Annotated in this window: 15 protein-coding genes; 6 read left to right on the top strand and 9 right to left on the bottom strand. The window is 44.5% G+C overall.

Annotated elements, in window-relative coordinates:
• Positions 1–318 precede the first annotated feature (318 nt).
• The 6 genes from potA (at position 319) to ACED60_RS13890 (ending at position 6451) form a co-directional block, all read left to right on the top strand.
• Positions 319–1434, top strand: a complete 1116-nt coding sequence (gene potA / locus ACED60_RS13915; protein WP_371727791.1) for a spermidine/putrescine ABC transporter ATP-binding protein PotA — start codon at positions 319–321, stop codon at positions 1432–1434.
• The gene (gene potB / locus ACED60_RS13910; RefSeq protein ID WP_371727790.1) at positions 1418–2275 is read left to right on the top strand and encodes a spermidine/putrescine ABC transporter permease PotB; all 858 of its coding nucleotides are present in this window, start codon (positions 1418–1420) and stop codon (positions 2273–2275) included. The genes potA and potB overlap by 17 nt, the downstream gene beginning before the upstream one ends.
• Positions 2275–3045 carry a spermidine/putrescine ABC transporter permease PotC gene (gene potC, locus ACED60_RS13905; RefSeq protein ID WP_371727789.1) on the top strand — a complete coding sequence of 257 codons (771 nt, stop codon included), beginning with the start codon at positions 2275–2277 and terminating at the stop codon, positions 3043–3045. The genes potB and potC overlap by 1 nt, the downstream gene beginning before the upstream one ends.
• A 137-nt stretch (positions 3046–3182) precedes the next feature.
• Positions 3183–4217 carry an extracellular solute-binding protein gene (locus tag ACED60_RS13900; protein WP_371727788.1) on the top strand — a complete coding sequence of 345 codons (1035 nt, stop codon included), beginning with the start codon at positions 3183–3185 and terminating at the stop codon, positions 4215–4217.
• A gap of 227 nt (positions 4218–4444) precedes the next feature.
• Positions 4445–5482 (top strand): extracellular solute-binding protein, encoded by a 1038-nt coding sequence (locus tag ACED60_RS13895; protein ID WP_029222954.1) that lies wholly within the window; start codon positions 4445–4447, stop codon positions 5480–5482.
• A 102-nt stretch (positions 5483–5584) separates the two neighbouring features.
• Positions 5585–6451 (top strand): GGDEF domain-containing protein, encoded by an 867-nt coding sequence (locus ACED60_RS13890; RefSeq protein ID WP_017103165.1) that lies wholly within the window; start codon positions 5585–5587, stop codon positions 6449–6451.
• 103 nt (positions 6452–6554) lie between these two features.
• On the opposite strand, the gene cobB is transcribed toward ACED60_RS13890, so the two are convergent.
• From cobB to ACED60_RS13845, 9 genes are all read right to left on the bottom strand, one after another.
• Positions 6555–7289, bottom strand: a complete 735-nt coding sequence (gene cobB, locus ACED60_RS13885; RefSeq protein WP_017100630.1) for a Sir2 family NAD+-dependent deacetylase — start codon at positions 7287–7289, stop codon at positions 6555–6557.
• 258 nt (positions 7290–7547) lie between these two features.
• Entirely contained in the window at positions 7548–8768 is a 1221-nt protein-coding gene (locus ACED60_RS13880; protein ID WP_371727787.1) for an ammonium transporter, read from the bottom strand.
• Between the two features lie 411 nt (positions 8769–9179).
• Positions 9180–9596, bottom strand: a complete 417-nt coding sequence (locus tag ACED60_RS13875; RefSeq protein WP_010440849.1) for a hypothetical protein — start codon at positions 9594–9596, stop codon at positions 9180–9182.
• Complete coding sequence (locus tag ACED60_RS13870; protein WP_122047291.1) at positions 9580–10653, bottom strand: formate dehydrogenase subunit gamma; 1074 nt, start codon at positions 10651–10653, stop codon at positions 9580–9582. The genes ACED60_RS13875 and ACED60_RS13870 overlap by 17 nt, the downstream gene beginning before the upstream one ends.
• A gap of 13 nt (positions 10654–10666) precedes the next feature.
• Positions 10667–11275 carry a formate dehydrogenase FDH3 subunit beta gene (gene fdh3B, locus ACED60_RS13865; RefSeq protein ID WP_010440854.1) on the bottom strand — a complete coding sequence of 203 codons (609 nt, stop codon included), beginning with the start codon at positions 11273–11275 and terminating at the stop codon, positions 10667–10669.
• 11 nt (positions 11276–11286) lie between these two features.
• On the bottom strand, positions 11287–14142 hold the full coding sequence (locus ACED60_RS13860; RefSeq protein WP_012603933.1) for a formate dehydrogenase subunit alpha: 2856 nt from the start codon (positions 14140–14142) through the stop codon (positions 11287–11289).
• A 10-nt stretch (positions 14143–14152) separates the two neighbouring features.
• Positions 14153–14353, bottom strand: coding sequence for a twin-arginine translocation signal domain-containing protein (locus ACED60_RS13855; RefSeq protein ID WP_029222953.1), 201 nt, complete (start codon positions 14351–14353; stop codon positions 14153–14155).
• Between the two features lie 76 nt (positions 14354–14429).
• Positions 14430–15098 carry a molecular chaperone TorD family protein gene (locus ACED60_RS13850; RefSeq protein WP_041472803.1) on the bottom strand — a complete coding sequence of 223 codons (669 nt, stop codon included), beginning with the start codon at positions 15096–15098 and terminating at the stop codon, positions 14430–14432.
• Positions 15099–15107: 9 nt separating this feature from the next.
• Complete coding sequence (locus ACED60_RS13845) at positions 15108–16769, bottom strand: 4Fe-4S dicluster domain-containing protein (RefSeq protein ID WP_371727786.1); 1662 nt, start codon at positions 16767–16769, stop codon at positions 15108–15110.
• Between the last annotated feature and the right edge of the window lie 52 nt (positions 16770–16821).

The following is a 16821-nucleotide window of genomic DNA, read 5'->3' as shown; positions in this document are numbered from 1 at the left end:
GGTGCGCCAACTAAACGAAGGCACCTAACTTATTGATAAAAAATTACCTTCATTATACCCATATGTCGGATGCAAACTAAAATATGAATCTGTAACAAGGCTTGCTTTTACGTCTTAATGGTTAATAATTAGACACTTGTTAGGGTGTAAACCCAACAAATAACAGTATGGTAAAGGATGTTTACTTTTACCTGCGAATTTTTTTGTCTTCGAAAGATAAAAAATGCTTTGAATTCACGTTTTTGGTGATTATGATGCGCGCCTTAGAGGTGTATAGCAACAGGTCTCAAATAGAACCAAGGTGGAGAAAAACAGACGTTGAACGCTAAAAAATCAGTAGGGAAGCCAGTAGTACAGCTAACTGGCATCAGTAAAAGTTTCGATGGTAAGGAAGTCATCGGCAATCTGGATTTAAACGTAAATCATGGTGAGTTTCTCACGATTTTAGGCCCATCAGGTTGTGGTAAAACAACCGTGCTAAGAATGATTGCGGGTTTTGAAACGGCGGATAGTGGTGAAATACTATTGGCTGGACAGAACGTAACCCAAGTTCCTGCTGAACAAAGGCATGTAAACACTGTTTTCCAAAGCTATGCCCTATTCCCGCACATGACCGTTTTCGATAATGTGGCATTTGGCTTACGCATGCAGAAAGTTCCAAGCAGCGAGATTGAACCTCGTGTAAGGGATGCTTTGAAGATGGTGCGCTTAGAGCAAATGGCACAACGAAAGCCACACCAGCTATCTGGCGGCCAACAGCAACGTATCGCAATCGCTCGTGCTGTCGTTAATAAGCCTAAAGTTCTCTTGTTGGATGAATCTCTATCTGCTCTGGATTACAAACTACGTAAACAGATGCAAATTGAGCTGAAACAACTGCAACGCCAACTTGGTATCACGTTCATTTTTGTAACGCATGACCAAGAAGAAGCACTCTCTATGTCCGACCGCATTATTGTTATGCGTGATGGCGTGATTGAACAAGACGGAACACCAAGAGAGATCTACGAAGAGCCTAAGAACCTATTCGTAGCGCGTTTCATTGGTGAAATTAACGTATTCGAGGCGACAGCTAAATCTCGTCAAGATGAAAAGCGCATTGTTGCGACAATCGAAGGTGAAGAGTCCATTATCTATCACGATAAAGACGTAACACCGGGTCAAAAACTGCAAGTATTGCTTCGCCCTGAAGATCTTCGTATCGAAGAAATCAAAGAATCTGAGCAACGCGGTATTGTTGGCCACATTGTCGAGCGAACCTATAAAGGCATGACATTAGATTCAGTCGTGGAACTTGAGTCGGGTATGCGTGTCATGGTTAGCGAATTCTTCAACGAAGATGACCCTGATGTTGATCACTCACTGGGCCAAAAAGTTGCAGTAACTTGGGTTGAGAGCTGGGAAGTGGTATTAGAAGATGAGCAAGAAGTTTAATTTACAAAACGCAATTGTTGCTTTAATCACAGGTTGGTTAGTGCTGTTCGTGATGATTCCAAACATCATGATCATCGGTACTAGCTTCTTAACTCGCGATGAAGCTAACTTGATTGAGATGACCTTTACTCTCGATAACTATGTGCGTTTGGCTGATCCGCTGTATTTTAAAGTGCTGATGCACTCTTTCTATATGGCAATCGTTGCTACCCTGCTTTGTTTAATCATTGGTTACCCGTTCGCCTATATCGTGGCAAAGATGCCTGCGAAGTGGCGTCCAATCATGTTGTTCCTCGTGATTGTACCATTTTGGACTAACTCACTGATTCGTACTTACGGATTGAAAGTGGTTTTGGGTACTCAAGGGGTTCTGAACAAAGGTTTGTTAGCGTTAGATATTATTGATAAGCCGCTACGCATCATGTACTCAGAAACCGCAGTAATGATTGGTTTGGTGTATATCCTACTTCCATTCATGATTCTGCCGCTGTATTCAGCGATTGAAAAACTGGACGATACGTACCTAGAAGCGGCTAAAGATTTAGGTGCGAACAAACTGCAAACGCTATTGAAAGTCGTGTTACCACTGACTATGCCAGGTATTGTCGGCGGTTGTTTATTAGTGTTATTGCCCGCGTTAGGTATGTTCTATATCTCTGACCTATTAGGCGGAGCAAAGAACCTGCTGATTGGTAACGTGATTAAGAGCCAAGTACTCAATGCTCGGGACTGGCCGTTTGGCGCTGCGACGAGTATTGCACTGACCGTGGCAATGGCTGTGATGCTTTATGCCTACTACCGTGCAGGTAAGTTATTGAATAAGAAAGCGGAGCTAGACTAATGGGTCGCACAGTTAAGTTCAGCTTTATGGCGTTGGTATACGCTTTTCTATACCTACCTATTATCGTATTGATTGCAAACTCATTTAATGCCAATAAATTCGGCATGAAATGGGGTGGCTTTACCACCAAGTGGTATGACGCACTGATTAACAACGACAGCCTAATGCAGGCTGCGTGGCATTCGATCAACGTAGCGGTGTTCTCAGCGACTGCCGCAACGATTGTCGGAAGCCTGACTGCCGTTGCCCTATTCCGTTACCAATTTAAAGGTAAAGGCATCGTCAATGGCATGTTGTTCATCGTGATGATGTCACCAGATATCGTAATGGCGATTTCGCTTCTTGCGCTATTCTTGGTTATGGGTGTGCAACTTGGGTTCTTTACCCTACTTGCAGCGCACATTACTTTCTGTTTACCGTTCGTTGTGGTAACGGTTTACAGTCGCTTGAATAGCTTTGATGTGAAGATGCTAGAAGCAGCAAAAGACTTAGGTGCAAGTGAGTGGACGATTCTAAAACAGATCATTCTACCTCTTGCTAAGCCAGCGGTTGCTGCGGGTTGGTTATTGAGCTTCACTCTGTCTTTGGACGACGTGATCATCAGCTCTTTCGTAACAGGTCCAACTTACGAAATCTTGCCACTGAAGATTTACTCGATGGTTAAAGTCGGTATATCTCCAGAGGTCAACGCCCTAGCAACAGTGATGTTAGTGGTGTCGTTAATACTGGTGATTATTTCTCAGTTGTTAGCGAGAGAGAAAATCAAGTAAGTCTCCTACTCTTTACTGAGACGGACTTGATAAGATTCAAGTTTAACAAAAGTGTTATTCATAAACAGAATGGTAAATTGCCATTCTGTTTTTCTATCTACTGCCTTTAGGCAACGTTTAGTTTGGAGCTAACGTCAATGAAAAAATGGGCTACTCTATTAGCTGGTAGTGCATGTGCGCTTTCAATGTTATCTGCACCATCGTTTGCAAAAGATGACAAAGAATTGGTATTCATGAACTGGGGACCTTACATCAATAGTGAGATTCTAGAACAGTTCACTGATGAAACTGGAATCAAGGTTATCTACTCAACTTACGAGTCGAATGAAACCTTGTACGCAAAGCTAAAAACACACAACAAAGGCTACGACCTAGTTGTGCCGTCGACTTACTTCGTTTCTAAGATGCGTGACGAAGGTATGCTACAAAAAATCGACAAAACTAAGCTGTACAACTTCAAGAACCTAGATACTAACTACTTAGATAAGCCGTACGACCGAAGCAACGACTACTCTATTCCACACGTCGTTGCGATTACAGGTCTTGCTGTTAACACTGAAATATACGATCCGGAAGACTTCCAAAGCTGGGCTGATCTATGGAAGCCAGAGCTTGAAGGCCAACTGATGATGATGGATGACACGCGTGAAGTGTTCCACATCGCACTGCGTAAGTTAGGTTACTCTGGTAACACAACCAACGAGAAAGAGATCGACGAAGCTTACGCTGAACTACAAAAGCTAATGCCGAACGTTCTAGTCTTTAACTCAGATAACCCTGGTGCGCCATACATGTCTGGTGAAGTGGGTCTTGGTATGCTTTGGAATGGTTCTGCTGCTGCTGCGCAAAACGAAGGTCTACCAATCAAACTGGTTTTCCCTAAAGAAGGCGGTATCGGTTGGGTTGATAACTTTGCGATTAGCTCTGGTGCGGTAAACGTAGATGCAGCTCATAAGATGATCGACTTCCTACTTCGCCCAGAAATTGCAGAGCAAATCTCTCGTGACACAGGCTACCTAACGGCAGTTAAAGCGTCTAACGAGAAGTTTAAAGACAGCCCTGCGCTGTTCCCGTCACAAGAAGACCTTGACCGTGTGGAATGGCAAGCTGCGGTTGGCGATAAGACAGTGAAGTACGAAGATTACTTCATGAAGCTTAAAGCCGGTCAGTAAGCGAGTTTGTTATCTAATTACTCCGGTCAACAGAGGCTAATAAGTAACTGGTTTACTTAACAAGCCTAGTTAGGTAATCAACACGTTAAAAATAAGAATATCAATCAATAGGCAGCTTTGGCTGCCTATTTTGTTATATCACTGCTATAATTTAGCGCGATTTTTAGAAATCCATTTACTTTGGGTTCAATACCCAGCTCCAAATCAAACAAATGAACGGAACAGTAATGAAAAAAACACTGTATACCGGCGCATTGTGTGCTGCTACTTTACTTTCTACACCCTCTTTCGCAGCTGACCAAGAACTGTATTTTTACAACTGGTCTGAATATATTCCAAATGAAGTACTAGAAGACTTCACCGAAGAGACTGGCATTAAAGTCTATTACTCAACTTATGAGTCTAACGAAAGCATGTACGCTAAGTTAAAAACTCAAGGTACGGGTTACGACTTGGTCGTTCCTTCTACTTACTTCGTTTCTAAGATGCGTAAAGAAGGCATGCTTCAAGAGCTTGATAAAACTAAGCTAAGCCACTTTGCAGATTTGGATCCAAATTACTTAGATAAGCCATTTGACCCAAACAACAACTACTCGATCCCATACATCTGGGGCGCAACGGGTATTGGTATCAACTCAGATATGCTAGACAAGTCATCAGTTAAAAACTGGGGCGATCTGTGGGATACACAGTGGGAAGGTCAATTGATGATGATGGATGACTCTCGTGAGGTTTTCCATATCGCACTGTCTAAACTGGGTTACTCTCCAAACACGACTAATCCTGAAGAAATCAAAGAAGCGTACGAAGAACTTCGTAAGCTGATGCCAAACGTATTGGTATTTAACTCAGATTTCCCTGCGAACCCTTACCTAGCGGGTGAAGTGTCTCTTGGTATGCTTTGGAATGGCTCTGCTTACATGGCACGTCAAGAAGGCGCAACGATTGACATTATCTGGCCAGAGAAAGGCGCTATCTTCTGGATGGATAGCCTAGCGATTCCAGCAGGTGCTAAGAACACTGAAGCGGCACATAAGATGATCGACTTCCTACTTCGCCCAGAGAACGCTGCGAAAATTGCTCTAGAGATCGGTTACCCAACACCCGTTAAAACTGCTTACCCTCTTCTTCCGAAAGAATTTTCTGAAGATAAGAACGTTTTCCCGCCACAATCAGTGATGGATAATGGTGTTTGGCAAGACGAAGTTGGCGAAGCGAGCGTTATTTATGACGAGTACTTTCAAAAACTTAAAGTAGACAACTAATTTGTTAGCAAAAATTTAATTGTTGCTAGTAAGTTAAATAAAGCGGCGTAAGCCGCTTTATTTTTATTCAGAATTTATATAGGATTGAGCAAACAATACGAAGTGCGATTACATATGCAAGCAAACCCTATCCTGTTAGTTGTGACTTTTATGCTGTTAGCATCACTGTTGATGCTTGGCTTGAGTTCATTTATTCATATTGATTCAAACTATGATTTGTTTTTCGAAACAAATACCCTCGTGATCACTATGTACATCTATTATGTTGCGCGTCATTCAATTCGTCCCCACAAAGTTCTTCGCTACGGCGCTCTATTACTCATTTTTAACCTATTTTATGACGTATCAACCGAGCTTAAACATCTTGATGAGTGGGCTGACCAAAATGAACTAATAGATACCTTCTTGGAAGACGGGTTGCTACAAATCGCATTTCTATTGATCGCTTACGGCATTACAGAATTAACTGGAAAAATCAAAGACCAAGGTAAACGCGACGAGCTTACTGGTTTGTATAATCGCAAGAAGTTTGACGCGATCAAACTTGCAGAGTTTGAGCTCATTTACTTCGACTTAGATGGACTAAAAGAGGCAAACGACCTTAAAGGCCACAAAGTTGGAGATTTAATGATTGTTCGTTTCTCTCAGGCTCTGAGGCAAACGGCTTTGGAAGATGAAATGGTGTTTAGAGTGGGTGGTGATGAGTTTGTTGCAACGGCTCAACTCGGTCGTGGTGGTGAGTTTGTCAGCCAAGTCAATAACTTACTGCATGGTGAGAACATCAGTTTTTCTTACGGTATCGAAGTGACCAGCCGAGATAATTTTAAACAGGCATTGGTTGAATCCGATAAGGCGATGTACGAAATGAAAAAAGCTCAACGACCTGTTCAAAACTCTTGGTGCACGTCTTGTCCTAATCTAGAAACAAATTACCTGAATATAGAGACAACAAGGCAAACCGATGACTAGAGCCTCATCTGAATAAATGTCAGTTTGCCACTGATAACTGTTGCTGATAACGAGCTCTCAAGTTCCAACCTTAAGCGGGTCAATCAATTTATTGGCACAAGGGTCAGGCCGTTAGAGACCCCTTCTCTGACAGCAATAGCTCACCGACTAGCTTAGGTACCTCGATACTCGCCTTACCGTAACGTTTCTCTTCAAATTCACTCTCTACCGCACTGGGTTCGAGGTTTATCTCGATCGTATGTGCTCCATGCATTTTAGCATCATGTACAAAACCTGCGGCTGGATAAACCACACCTGACGTGCCGATCGAGATGAACAAATCAGCTTCTTCTAACGCTGAATAAATGTCGCCCATCCTCAATGGCATTTCGCCAAACCACACAATATGAGGGCGCATTTGAGCTGGTATCTGGCAACAATGGCACAATTCACCAGTATGAATGTCGTCTTTGTGCTCTAGAACTTGGTTTGACTCGCTACAACGTGCCTTAAGAAGCTCACCGTGCATGTGGATAATGTTGTTGCTACCGCCTCTCTCGTGCAGATTGTCGATGTTCTGAGTGATGATAGTTACTTTGCCATCGAGCTTATCTTCAAGCTCTCCTAGCGCCTTGTGGGCTGAATTTGGAAAGATATTTTCACTCTGTAATCCATGACGACGCTTGTTGTAAAACGCTTGTACAAGGTCAGGATCTTTTGCAAAACCTTCAGGTGTCGCAACATCCTCGATTTTATGGTTTTCCCATAATCCGTCTTGTGCTCGGAATGTTTGTATCCCCGACTCTGCAGAGATACCGGCGCCAGTAAGAATTACGATATTTCGATATGGGAAATGCATATAACGTCCTTTTCAATATGTCACTTGGTAACAGCTTAGCACTGTTCAAATTCCAACAATAGTTTTAGGGATTAGACCATAGTCTTAGCCAACTGAATTCATTGGCTATTTGTGACATAACTCTCTTGATAGTTGTTGCCGTTCTTACTCAAACTCTCTGTTTTGCTTTTCACAGAAATAAAAAAGCGACCGAAGCCGCTTAGATTTGTTTAACTGATGTCTACTAGATGTAGCTTTAACCCATCAAAACGAACGACGTTAGTCTTCGTTGATAGACGAGATCTTATGGATTGAAAGATCCGCGCCGTTAAACTCATCTTCTTCACTTAACCTTAGCCCCGTTACTTTGCTCAACACACCGTAGACAACCAATGCACCGATTAAAGCCACCGTAATGCCCGCTAGTGTACCAACCATCTGAGCAGTAAAGCTTACGCCCCCTAGCCCCCAGAATGCTTGCTGACCGAAGATACCCGCTGCAATGCCACCCCATGCACCACATACACCGTGCAGAGGCCACACACCTAGCACATCATCTATCTGTGTTTTGTTTTGCATGTAAGTAAACAAGTAAACGAACAATGCGCCAGCTACGCCGCCTGTTACCAGTGCGCCGAGTGGGTGCATTAAATCTGAGCCTGCGCAAATAGCGACGAGACCAGCTAAAGGACCATTGTGGATGAAGCCTGGGTCATTTTTACCTGCAATCAGAGCCGCAAGAATACCGCCAACCATTGCCATGATTGAGTTCATTGCCACGAGACCGCTGATACCATTGATAGCTTGAGCTGACATCACGTTGAAGCCAAACCAACCCACACATAAGATCCAAGAACCTAGTGCTAAGAATGGGATGTTTGATGGTGCGAAGTTAGTGTGTTTGCCGGCGCGGACACGGCCTTTGCGCATGCCAAGGAAGTAAACCGCGACCAATGCAATCCAGCCGCCAACACCATGAACGACAACAGAGCCCGCGAAGTCATGGAAGCCATAACCGAATTGCGCCTCAAGCCAATCTTGGAAACCAAAATTACCGTTCCAGATGATGCCTTCAAAGAATGGGTAAACAAAGCCTACTGTGAACAGTGTTGCGATGAGTATTGGATAGAAACGTGCACGTTCTGCAATACCACCGGATACAATCGCAGGGATTGCTGCGGCAAAGGTCATTAGGAAGAAAAACTTAACTAGCTCGTATCCATTCCCTTGCGATAGCGTTTCTGCGTCGGCAAAAAAGTGCGCGCCGTAAGCGACCCAATAACCGATAAAGAAGTAAGCAATGGCGGAGACTCCAAAGTCCGAGAGGATCTTAACCAACGCATTAACTTGGTTCTTCTTTCTAACTGTACCGACTTCCAAAAATGCAAAGCCTGCGTGCATTAAGAAGACCATGATGGCGCCTAATAATAAAAACAGAGTATCCGAACTCTGCGTCAAGCTCTGTACTGCGCTATGAACTTGGTTAACCGTTTGACTCATTAAAGCTCTCTCCCTTAGCTTTGTCTCAATTGCACTAGAACCGTGCGAATTGATGTCGTAATTAATTAAAGACTCAACAGTAAACGCAAGATGCGTTCCAACTTGGTTACGCAAAAAACGTGCAACAGAGTTTGGTTTTAAGTTATTGATTCTTTGTGGTTAATTTCTTAGGTGCACTTTATTGGTTCTCAGAGAGAGAAAACATTCGATAACTGATTGCACCAATTGTGGGAATTGCACCATATTGATGCGGTCAATATAAGGCATTAGATCAGTTACCTAGCGCCCAAACGACAAAAAGCCCAGTGAAATGAATCACAGGGCTTTTAAGGTCTTTCGCTGATTACAGTTAACTCATCGCAAAGGAGCTATTATCGAGTTTGGTAACCCGAACGGCTTACATATAAACGCTTAAAGGTTTGGACCTGTTGTCGGGTTTTGCGGTAGGTTTTGACTTAAACGCTGCATGCCTTGATACATACGAATAAACCACACCACAATCGCCACACCACCAAATAACATGCCCACATATGGAATGTAGTAAGCGATGTCATCGATAATGTGGTTTTGATACCAGTAATCGTTCACACCAATTAACACGCCGTTTGAGGTCGCTACCGTGACGATAAGCACAACAAAAAACGTCAGGTTCAAGAAGAACGAGCGAATCAAGCCGTAGTAATGGGTATCCACTACTTCGCCGTCTTCACCTTTATCTAAACGATAGCCCGCGTAGATGATGGCAATTACACCAGAGAGAAGACAAGTAAATGGTGTAAAGCAGCTTAGGATGTAAGCAACCCAAATACCTTTATGAGGTTTGTTCATTCTTATTCACCCCTTCACTTTTCTCTGTTGCTGCGTTAGCGCTTTGTTCAACGCCGTTTTTCTCTTGTTCCATCACTTCTTTGTACCAAAGGTCATGATGTTCTTTAGCCCAAGTTTCATCGACTTCGCCCGTTACCATACCTTCTAGTGCGCCTTCCATACCGAACAAGCCAATATAGATGTGGAACACAAAACCACAGATAAGGATCAGAGCAGCAAGCATGTGAACTAAGTTCGAAAGCTCCATATCACGTCGTGTTTGGCCAAAGATTGGGAAATCTAACACCAAGCCACTGATCGCTGCGACACTGCCCATAACGATAAGCAGCCAAAATAGCGCTTTTTCACCCGCGTTCGAAAACTCTGCAGATGGATGAGAACCTTTGTGTTTCCCTACCATGCCGCCCAGTTTGATGAACCACTGGATATCGACCATTTTGAAGATAGACTTGCGCCACCACTTGATAAGAACTGCCATCAATAGCACATAGAAAATCGGGCCGATGTAGTTGTGGTATTGCTTCGCCAATAGAACGATAAAGCCCCAAAGGTCAGTTGGAATATACGGCTTCAAAAAGTGCTTGCCGTAAACCAACATCAAACCACTGAACGCGAGCGTTAAGAAAGTAAACGCCATGCTCCAGTGCAACGCACGATCCAGTCGAGACCAACGCTTGATCTTACGGCCAGTTCTTGGCGCACTCAGCATTAGTGGGCCAATCACAACGTACATTAGAGTAACGAAAGCAATACTGCCAAAGATAGCAACTGCGCCGGCTGGCGACATCCACTTCTCTTTCAATATGTACCACGTTTGCCCGGGCGTACTGATTAACACACCGTGCTCAGCAGATTGAGATGTGGTGTAACCTTCCTCACCGTTTCTTACTTGTCGCCAAAAATCAGCGCCAGCAAGTTGTGTGATTTCTCTTTCAGCAGAGCTCGATTGAGTTTGTGATGAGTTCGTCTCAGATGCATGACTCAAAGGAGACAGCATTGTTAGTGCTGCCAACATCGGCAGCACAACAAGGAAGAGACGCTTAAACATTGTAAGCATATGTCTCTCCTAACTAGCTCTTCATCGCATCGTAAGAAAGGTCGTTGCCGTCTGTCCAACCAGCACCTTTCGCACCGCGTTCTACAACACGCTGACGGAAGATATCAGAGACTTGCTCAGCATCACCTGCAAGCAGCGCTTTTGTTGAACAAAGCGAAGCACACATTGGTAGCTTACCTTCAGCAATACGGTTCGCACCGTACTTCTGACGCTCTTCCACAGAACCAGGTTCTGTTTCAGGGCCGCCAGCACAGAAGGTACATTTGTCCATTTTACCGCGCTCACCAAAGGCTTCCTGTTTAGGGAATTGAGGTGCGCCAAACGGACAAGCAAACAAGCAGTAACCACAACCGATACATAGATCTTTATTGTGAAGTACGATGCCGTCTTCTGTATGTTCAAAACAGTCTGCTGGGCAAACTGCCATACAAGGGGCATCAGTACAGTGCATACATGCGACTGAGATAGAGTTTTCACCCGGTTCACCATCGTTCAGTGTCACAACGCGGCGGCGTTGAATACCCCACTCCAGAGCATCATCATTTTCGTTCTTACATGCAGTGACACAACCGTTACATTCGATACAACGTTTGGTGTCACAAAGAAATTTCATTCTAGCCATTTTAAGACTCCTTACGCTTTACGAATATTACAAAGGGTTACTTTCGTTTCCTGCATCAACGTGACAGGGTCGTAACCATATGTGGTTGCTGTATTGGCAGCTTCGCCAATAACGTAAGGATCAGAGCCTTCTGGGTATTTAGAACGTAAGTCTTCACCTTCAAACTTACCACCGAAGTGGAACGGCAAGAACGCTAAACCCGGTTTAACACGACGAGTAACCATCGCTTTCACCTTGATGCGGCCTTTCTCAGCACCTTCAACCCAAACATCATCACCATCTTTAAAGCCAATGTCGTTTGCGTCTTTCGGGTTCACTTCAACAAACATCTCTTGTTGTAGTTCCGCTAGCCAAGGGTTAGAACGGGTTTCTTCACCACCACCTTCGTACTCAACCAGACGACCAGAAGTCAGAATGATTGGGTATTCAGCAGACTTGTCTTGGTCTTGAATTGATTTGTACAACGTAGGAACACGGAAGATTGCTTCCTTGTCATCCCATGTTGGGTAGTCTGCAACAAGATCACGACGTGGCGTGTAAAGTGGTTCACGGTGCAGTGGTACGCGGTCTGGGAATGTCCAAACAATCGCACGCGCTTTCGCATTACCAAACGGGATACAACCATGTTTGATAGCCACACGCTGGATACCACCAGAAACGTCAGTCTTCCAGTTCTTACCTTCCGCTGAAGCTTTCTCTTCTGCGGTTAGATCGTCCCACCAACCCAGTTGTTTCAGCAGTTTGTCACTGAATTCTGGGTAACCATCTTTGATTTCGCTGCCTTTTGAGTAGCTGTCTTCAGCCAATAGACTTTGACCTTCAAATTCGACACCGAAACGAGTACGGAAGTTACCGCCGCCCTCAGCAACAGGTTTAGACGTATCGTAAAGGATATGTGTACCTGGGTGTTTCATCTCTGGGTTGCCCCAGCATGGCCAAGGAAGACCGTAAGTCTCGCCATTCGCTGGACCGCCTTCTGCAGCAAGCGTTGTTTTGTGGAACGTGTGCCAGTTTTGTTGGTGTTCTTTCAAACGTTCTGGGCTTTGACCTGTATAGCCGATCGTCCACATACCTTTGTTGAATTCACGAGTGATGTCTTCAATCAATGGTTGGTTGTTCTCAACACGGATGTTTTTGAACAGTTGATCAGAGAAACCAAGTTTCTTAGAAAGAAGGTACATGATTTCGTGATCAGGCTTAGATTCGAACAGAGGATCAACAACCTTGTCGCGCCACTGTAGAGAACGGTTTGATGCCGTTACGCTGCCGTAGGTTTCAAATTGCGTGGTTGCTGGAAGCAAGTAAACGCCATCTGTGCGATCGTTCATTACTGCTGCAACTGTTGGATATGGGTCAACGATAACCATCATATCCAGCTTCTGCATCGCCTTCTTCATCTCTGGACCACGAGTCTGAGAGTTCACCGCGTGACCCCAGTAGAACATGGCACGGATGTTTTCGCGCTGACGGATCTTGTCTTTGTCTTCAAGTACGCCATCAACCCAACGAGATACAGGAATACCTGCACTGTTCATTGGTTTTTGACCGCCGTATGCGTTGTCGTCGAAACGTCCTTTCACCCAGTCAAAGTCGATGTCCCACACTTTCGACCAGTGGCGCCAAGAACCTTCAGACAAGCCGTAGTAACCCGGTAGCGTGTCTGATAGTACGCCAAGGTCAGTTGCGCCTTGTACGTTATCGTGACCACGGAAAATGTTTGCACCGCCACCTGATTTACCGATGTTACCTAGCGCAAGCTCAAGTACACAGTAAGCACGTGTGTTGTTATTACCTGTAGTATGTTGAGTACCACCCATACACCAAACGATACAACCCGGACGGTTTTCAGAAAGCAGTTTTGCTGTGTGGTAAACGTCTTCTTCGCTTACGCCAGTAACACGCTCAACTTCAGCAGGGCTCCACTTCGCAACTTCTTCACGGATCTCGTCCATGCCGAATACACGTTGGCGGATGAATTCTTGGTCTTCCCATTTGTTAGCAAAGACATGCCATAACACGCCCCAGATAAACGCAACGTCTGAACCTGGGCGAAGAGAAACATAGTGATCAGATTTCGCTGCAGTACGCGTACGACGAGGATCCGCAACAACGATCTTACAGTTGTTCTTCTCTTTCGCGATTAGGATGTGCTGCATCGCAACTGGGTGAGCTTCTGCAGGGTTCGAACCAATGAACAGCATCGACTTACAGTTGTGCATGTCATTGAACGAGTTTGTCATCGCACCGTAACCCCAAGTGTTTGCAACACCGGCAACTGTGGTTGAGTGACAAATACGCGCTTGGTGGTCAACGTTGTTGGTGCCCCAAAGCGACGCCATCTTACGGAATGCGTAAGCTTGTTCGTTACTGTGTTTCGCACTACCTAGGAAGTAAACCGAATCAGGGCCTGACTCTTTACGAAGTTCTAGCGCTTTGTTACCTATCTCTTCAATCGCTTGTTCCCAAGAAAGCTTCTTCCACTTACCGCCTTCTAATTTCATTGGGTACTTAAGACGACGTTCACCGTGGCCGTGTTCACGCAGAGCTGCACCTTTCGCGCAGTGTCCACCAGCATTAAATGGGTGATCGAATGCAGGTTCTTGACCTGTCCATACGCCATTTTGAACTTCAGCGTAGATACCACAACCTACAGAACAGTGAGAACAGATTGTACGTTTCACTTCTGTTTTCGCTTCTGGGTCGACTGATTTAGCCTGTGCTTTCTTCATCATGCCCGGCGCGAATAGACTTGCGCCTACTACTGCGCCACCAGCAGCCAATGAAGTGTTTTTCATGAAGGCACGTCTAGACACGCCTAGCTGATTGGTTTCTTTGCTCACACTATCGGAGCGTTTGACAAGTTTCATCTGTTATCTCCTAAAGTGTGTCGTAGTAATCGCGAATATGTTGCGTTTCACGATAGCCCGTCTTCTTCACGTCTTCTTTCGGCATTTCAACCGTTTCTGAAGCAGTTGCCACTTTCGTTGTACCAGCGACAACGGCACCAGCAACGGCTGCAGTCGTTAAACCTTTGAGTAAGTCTCTACGGCTTGTATCTATTTCTTTGTTATCTTTCATCATTGCTTCCTTACCTTGCGGTAGATCTTTTTGGAGGCTTCATGCCCCTCTATCGATATAATCGCGTACTGCTCGATTACTCGTAATCAGCGACGTTTTTCACATCAATCTTTAATTTGTGTTTACTGCTTTTTGTATTCACGCTGAAACGAACCTGCTCCAACGTTAAGAATGCTTCACATAGCTGTGCTGCTGATTTGTAGAAGTTCGCACTTTCTGCACTTTCAAGCTGACGCGTAAAAGAGTTAAACCAAGGCCCGATATGTTTATTGAAAACGGCTTGTTGAAGCGCGTCTTCTTCATCGGTTAGCATCGCCATTACTTCACAAAGAGCCGCAATATGATCTTCTGGTTCTTTAACCTGCTCATCACGTTCAATGCCAAGCAATTCAAGATCGTGACGGATCTCAGCTAATGGTTTTTCCATCATCGATCCTGTTCTGTGCCAAGATCCAAATGGAACAATCTCCCCACGACCAATGCCAATGAAAAGATTCTGATATTCATCTTCTAGTGCTTCGCGGTTTGATTCAGTTGCTGCTTGTTGAATCGCAATCCAAGCCTTTTGCATCGCACTTTCAGACGCTTCAATGTCTAGTGTCTTTAGAAAGTCGATCACCTCTTCAGAAGGTGCGCTACGAAACAATGCAGAAAGAACCAGATAGATTTCAGTTCTTAGTGTCTGTTCTTGCTTTAATTCTTTTGCGAGCTCAGGCTCTTGTGCCTGATCCAAATTAGTATCCAAGGCCAACTCCTAGTATTTCAATTGTTTCAATGGGTCTTGAGCCATTGAATCGAACATGTCTACCACACGGCAGTCTTCACACATCGCAATACGATTAATTGCTGTCTCATCTGAGAAATGAGAGTGACCGCGTAACTTACTTTGTAACATGTCAATCATAGACTGCGGTGCGAATGGTTTATGACAACGTAAACATTCCGCTGCTTTCTCTTCATGAATCACAACAGCCTTCTGACGTTCTTCTTTCACCCAATTCATACGAGGAGTCAGAGTAAGAACATTCTCAGGACATGCCTTTTCACACAGACCACATTGAATACAGTCTTGCTCTACAAACTTAAGTGATGGAGAGGCACCATCGGTATGCAGCGCACGTGTTGGACACACAGCCACACAGCTCATACACAAAGTACAATCTTTGCTTTCACACGAAACCGTGCCGTATGGCGCATTCGAAGGGAGCTCTACAATGTTTTCAACAGGAATACGAGATGAAGACATCGCGTCAAGTGCTGTGAATAGACGTTGACGTTTATTTCCTTGAAGATCGCCAAGTGCAAGATCGAATGAATCAACACACAGTGTTGGAGGACCTTCACGTAGAGATTCTAAATACAGGATATCGATGGTTTCTTTTGGAACACCGATTTGGTCTAGTAACTCTTGAGCGATCCCTACTTCATTATTCAGGACACGAATGATCGTCTCTGGCATAAAGCGAGAAGCAGCAAACAGAACCTGAGTTGCGCCATTCACTAACGCTGCAAACCAAGTATCAATACCAATAGAAGGCAATTCTTCAACAACGATTGGAATCACGTTATCTGGTAGCGCTTTAAGAGCCATCACGTTGTAAGTTTCATGACGTGAGCTACAGACAAGTACGATTGGGTCCAGACCGCCTGCATGTTCATAGTTAGCTAGCGTACGTTCAATGAACTTTTGCGTATCGTCAGGATTTGGAAGCGCATAGGTAATCGCTTCTGTAGGACAGCTTGTTGCACAAGTCCCAACGCCCTGACATAGGTAAGGGTTAATCTCGATCTTGTGACCTATCTTCTCTGAGCCTTCACTTGATAGCGCGCCAGCAGGACAAGCATCAACACAACGTTCGCACCCTTTTACGCCACGAGAACTGTGCGCACAAAGGTCAGTGTCTAAACGGAAGAACTTAGGCTTATCAAATGTGCCCATTAGCGTTGGAATCTCTTCCAGTGCTTCGGCCAGTTTTGGATAGCCTCGGCCCACTGGGTAATAACCCGGTACAGGCACTTCTTCTGTCATGCAGCTATTCAGACATAGGTCTAGAACAACATCGAAACAATCGTGATTAATCGCGATTTTCGCCAAGTTGCTTGATGTGCCTTTGCTCTCAATCACAACTTCAAACGTGCCAAGGAAACCGGATACTTGAACCGAATTCGCGAAGTACAGTTCTGGGTTTTTGCCCTTTTCGCCGTCTGTCGACAATAAGGTTAAGCTCGTCAATTGAGGTAATTGAGCCGCAGCACTTTCAATGATCGCAGTTGGACCAATAACAAGAGTATTACCGCCGCTTTCGTAGCTAACAGTAGGTGGAATCAGATTTGTTAACTCAACTGTATTTTCAAATGCATACAGTCTTGCTTTAGCGTTATTTGAAGTTGCTTGTTCTAATAATTGTTTAAGCATTGCTCAGTTCCATCTTTGGACATGGATAATCTGTTCAACCTTCATTGTAGTA

The organism is Vibrio sp. 1F279 (assembly GCF_041439815.1).
Lineage (GTDB): Bacteria > Pseudomonadota > Gammaproteobacteria > Enterobacterales > Vibrionaceae > Vibrio > Vibrio tasmaniensis_A.
Note: the sequence above shows the minus strand (reverse complement) of the source record. Positions and strands in the feature narration are given on the sequence as shown.

Coding starts and splice junctions, on each gene's coding strand:
- potB (WP_371727790.1), top strand. CDS start 1,418: ATGAGCAAGAAGTTTAATTTACAAAACGCAATTGTTGCTTTAATCACA.
- cobB (WP_017100630.1), bottom strand. CDS start 7,289: ATGCATTTCCCATATCGAAATATCGTAATTCTTACTGGCGCCGGTATC.
- fdh3B (WP_010440854.1), bottom strand. CDS start 11,275: ATGGCTAGAATGAAATTTCTTTGTGACACCAAACGTTGTATCGAATGT.
- ACED60_RS13900 (WP_371727788.1), top strand. CDS start 3,183: ATGAAAAAATGGGCTACTCTATTAGCTGGTAGTGCATGTGCGCTTTCA.
- potC (WP_371727789.1), top strand. CDS start 2,275: ATGGGTCGCACAGTTAAGTTCAGCTTTATGGCGTTGGTATACGCTTTT.
- ACED60_RS13855 (WP_029222953.1), bottom strand. CDS start 14,353: ATGAAAGATAACAAAGAAATAGATACAAGCCGTAGAGACTTACTCAAA.
- ACED60_RS13870 (WP_122047291.1), bottom strand. CDS start 10,653: ATGCTTACAATGTTTAAGCGTCTCTTCCTTGTTGTGCTGCCGATGTTG.
- ACED60_RS13895 (WP_029222954.1), top strand. CDS start 4,445: ATGAAAAAAACACTGTATACCGGCGCATTGTGTGCTGCTACTTTACTT.
- ACED60_RS13860 (WP_012603933.1), bottom strand. CDS start 14,142: ATGAAACTTGTCAAACGCTCCGATAGTGTGAGCAAAGAAACCAATCAG.
- ACED60_RS13875 (WP_010440849.1), bottom strand. CDS start 9,596: ATGAACAAACCTCATAAAGGTATTTGGGTTGCTTACATCCTAAGCTGC.
- ACED60_RS13880 (WP_371727787.1), bottom strand. CDS start 8,768: ATGAGTCAAACGGTTAACCAAGTTCATAGCGCAGTACAGAGCTTGACG.
- ACED60_RS13845 (WP_371727786.1), bottom strand. CDS start 16,769: ATGCTTAAACAATTATTAGAACAAGCAACTTCAAATAACGCTAAAGCA.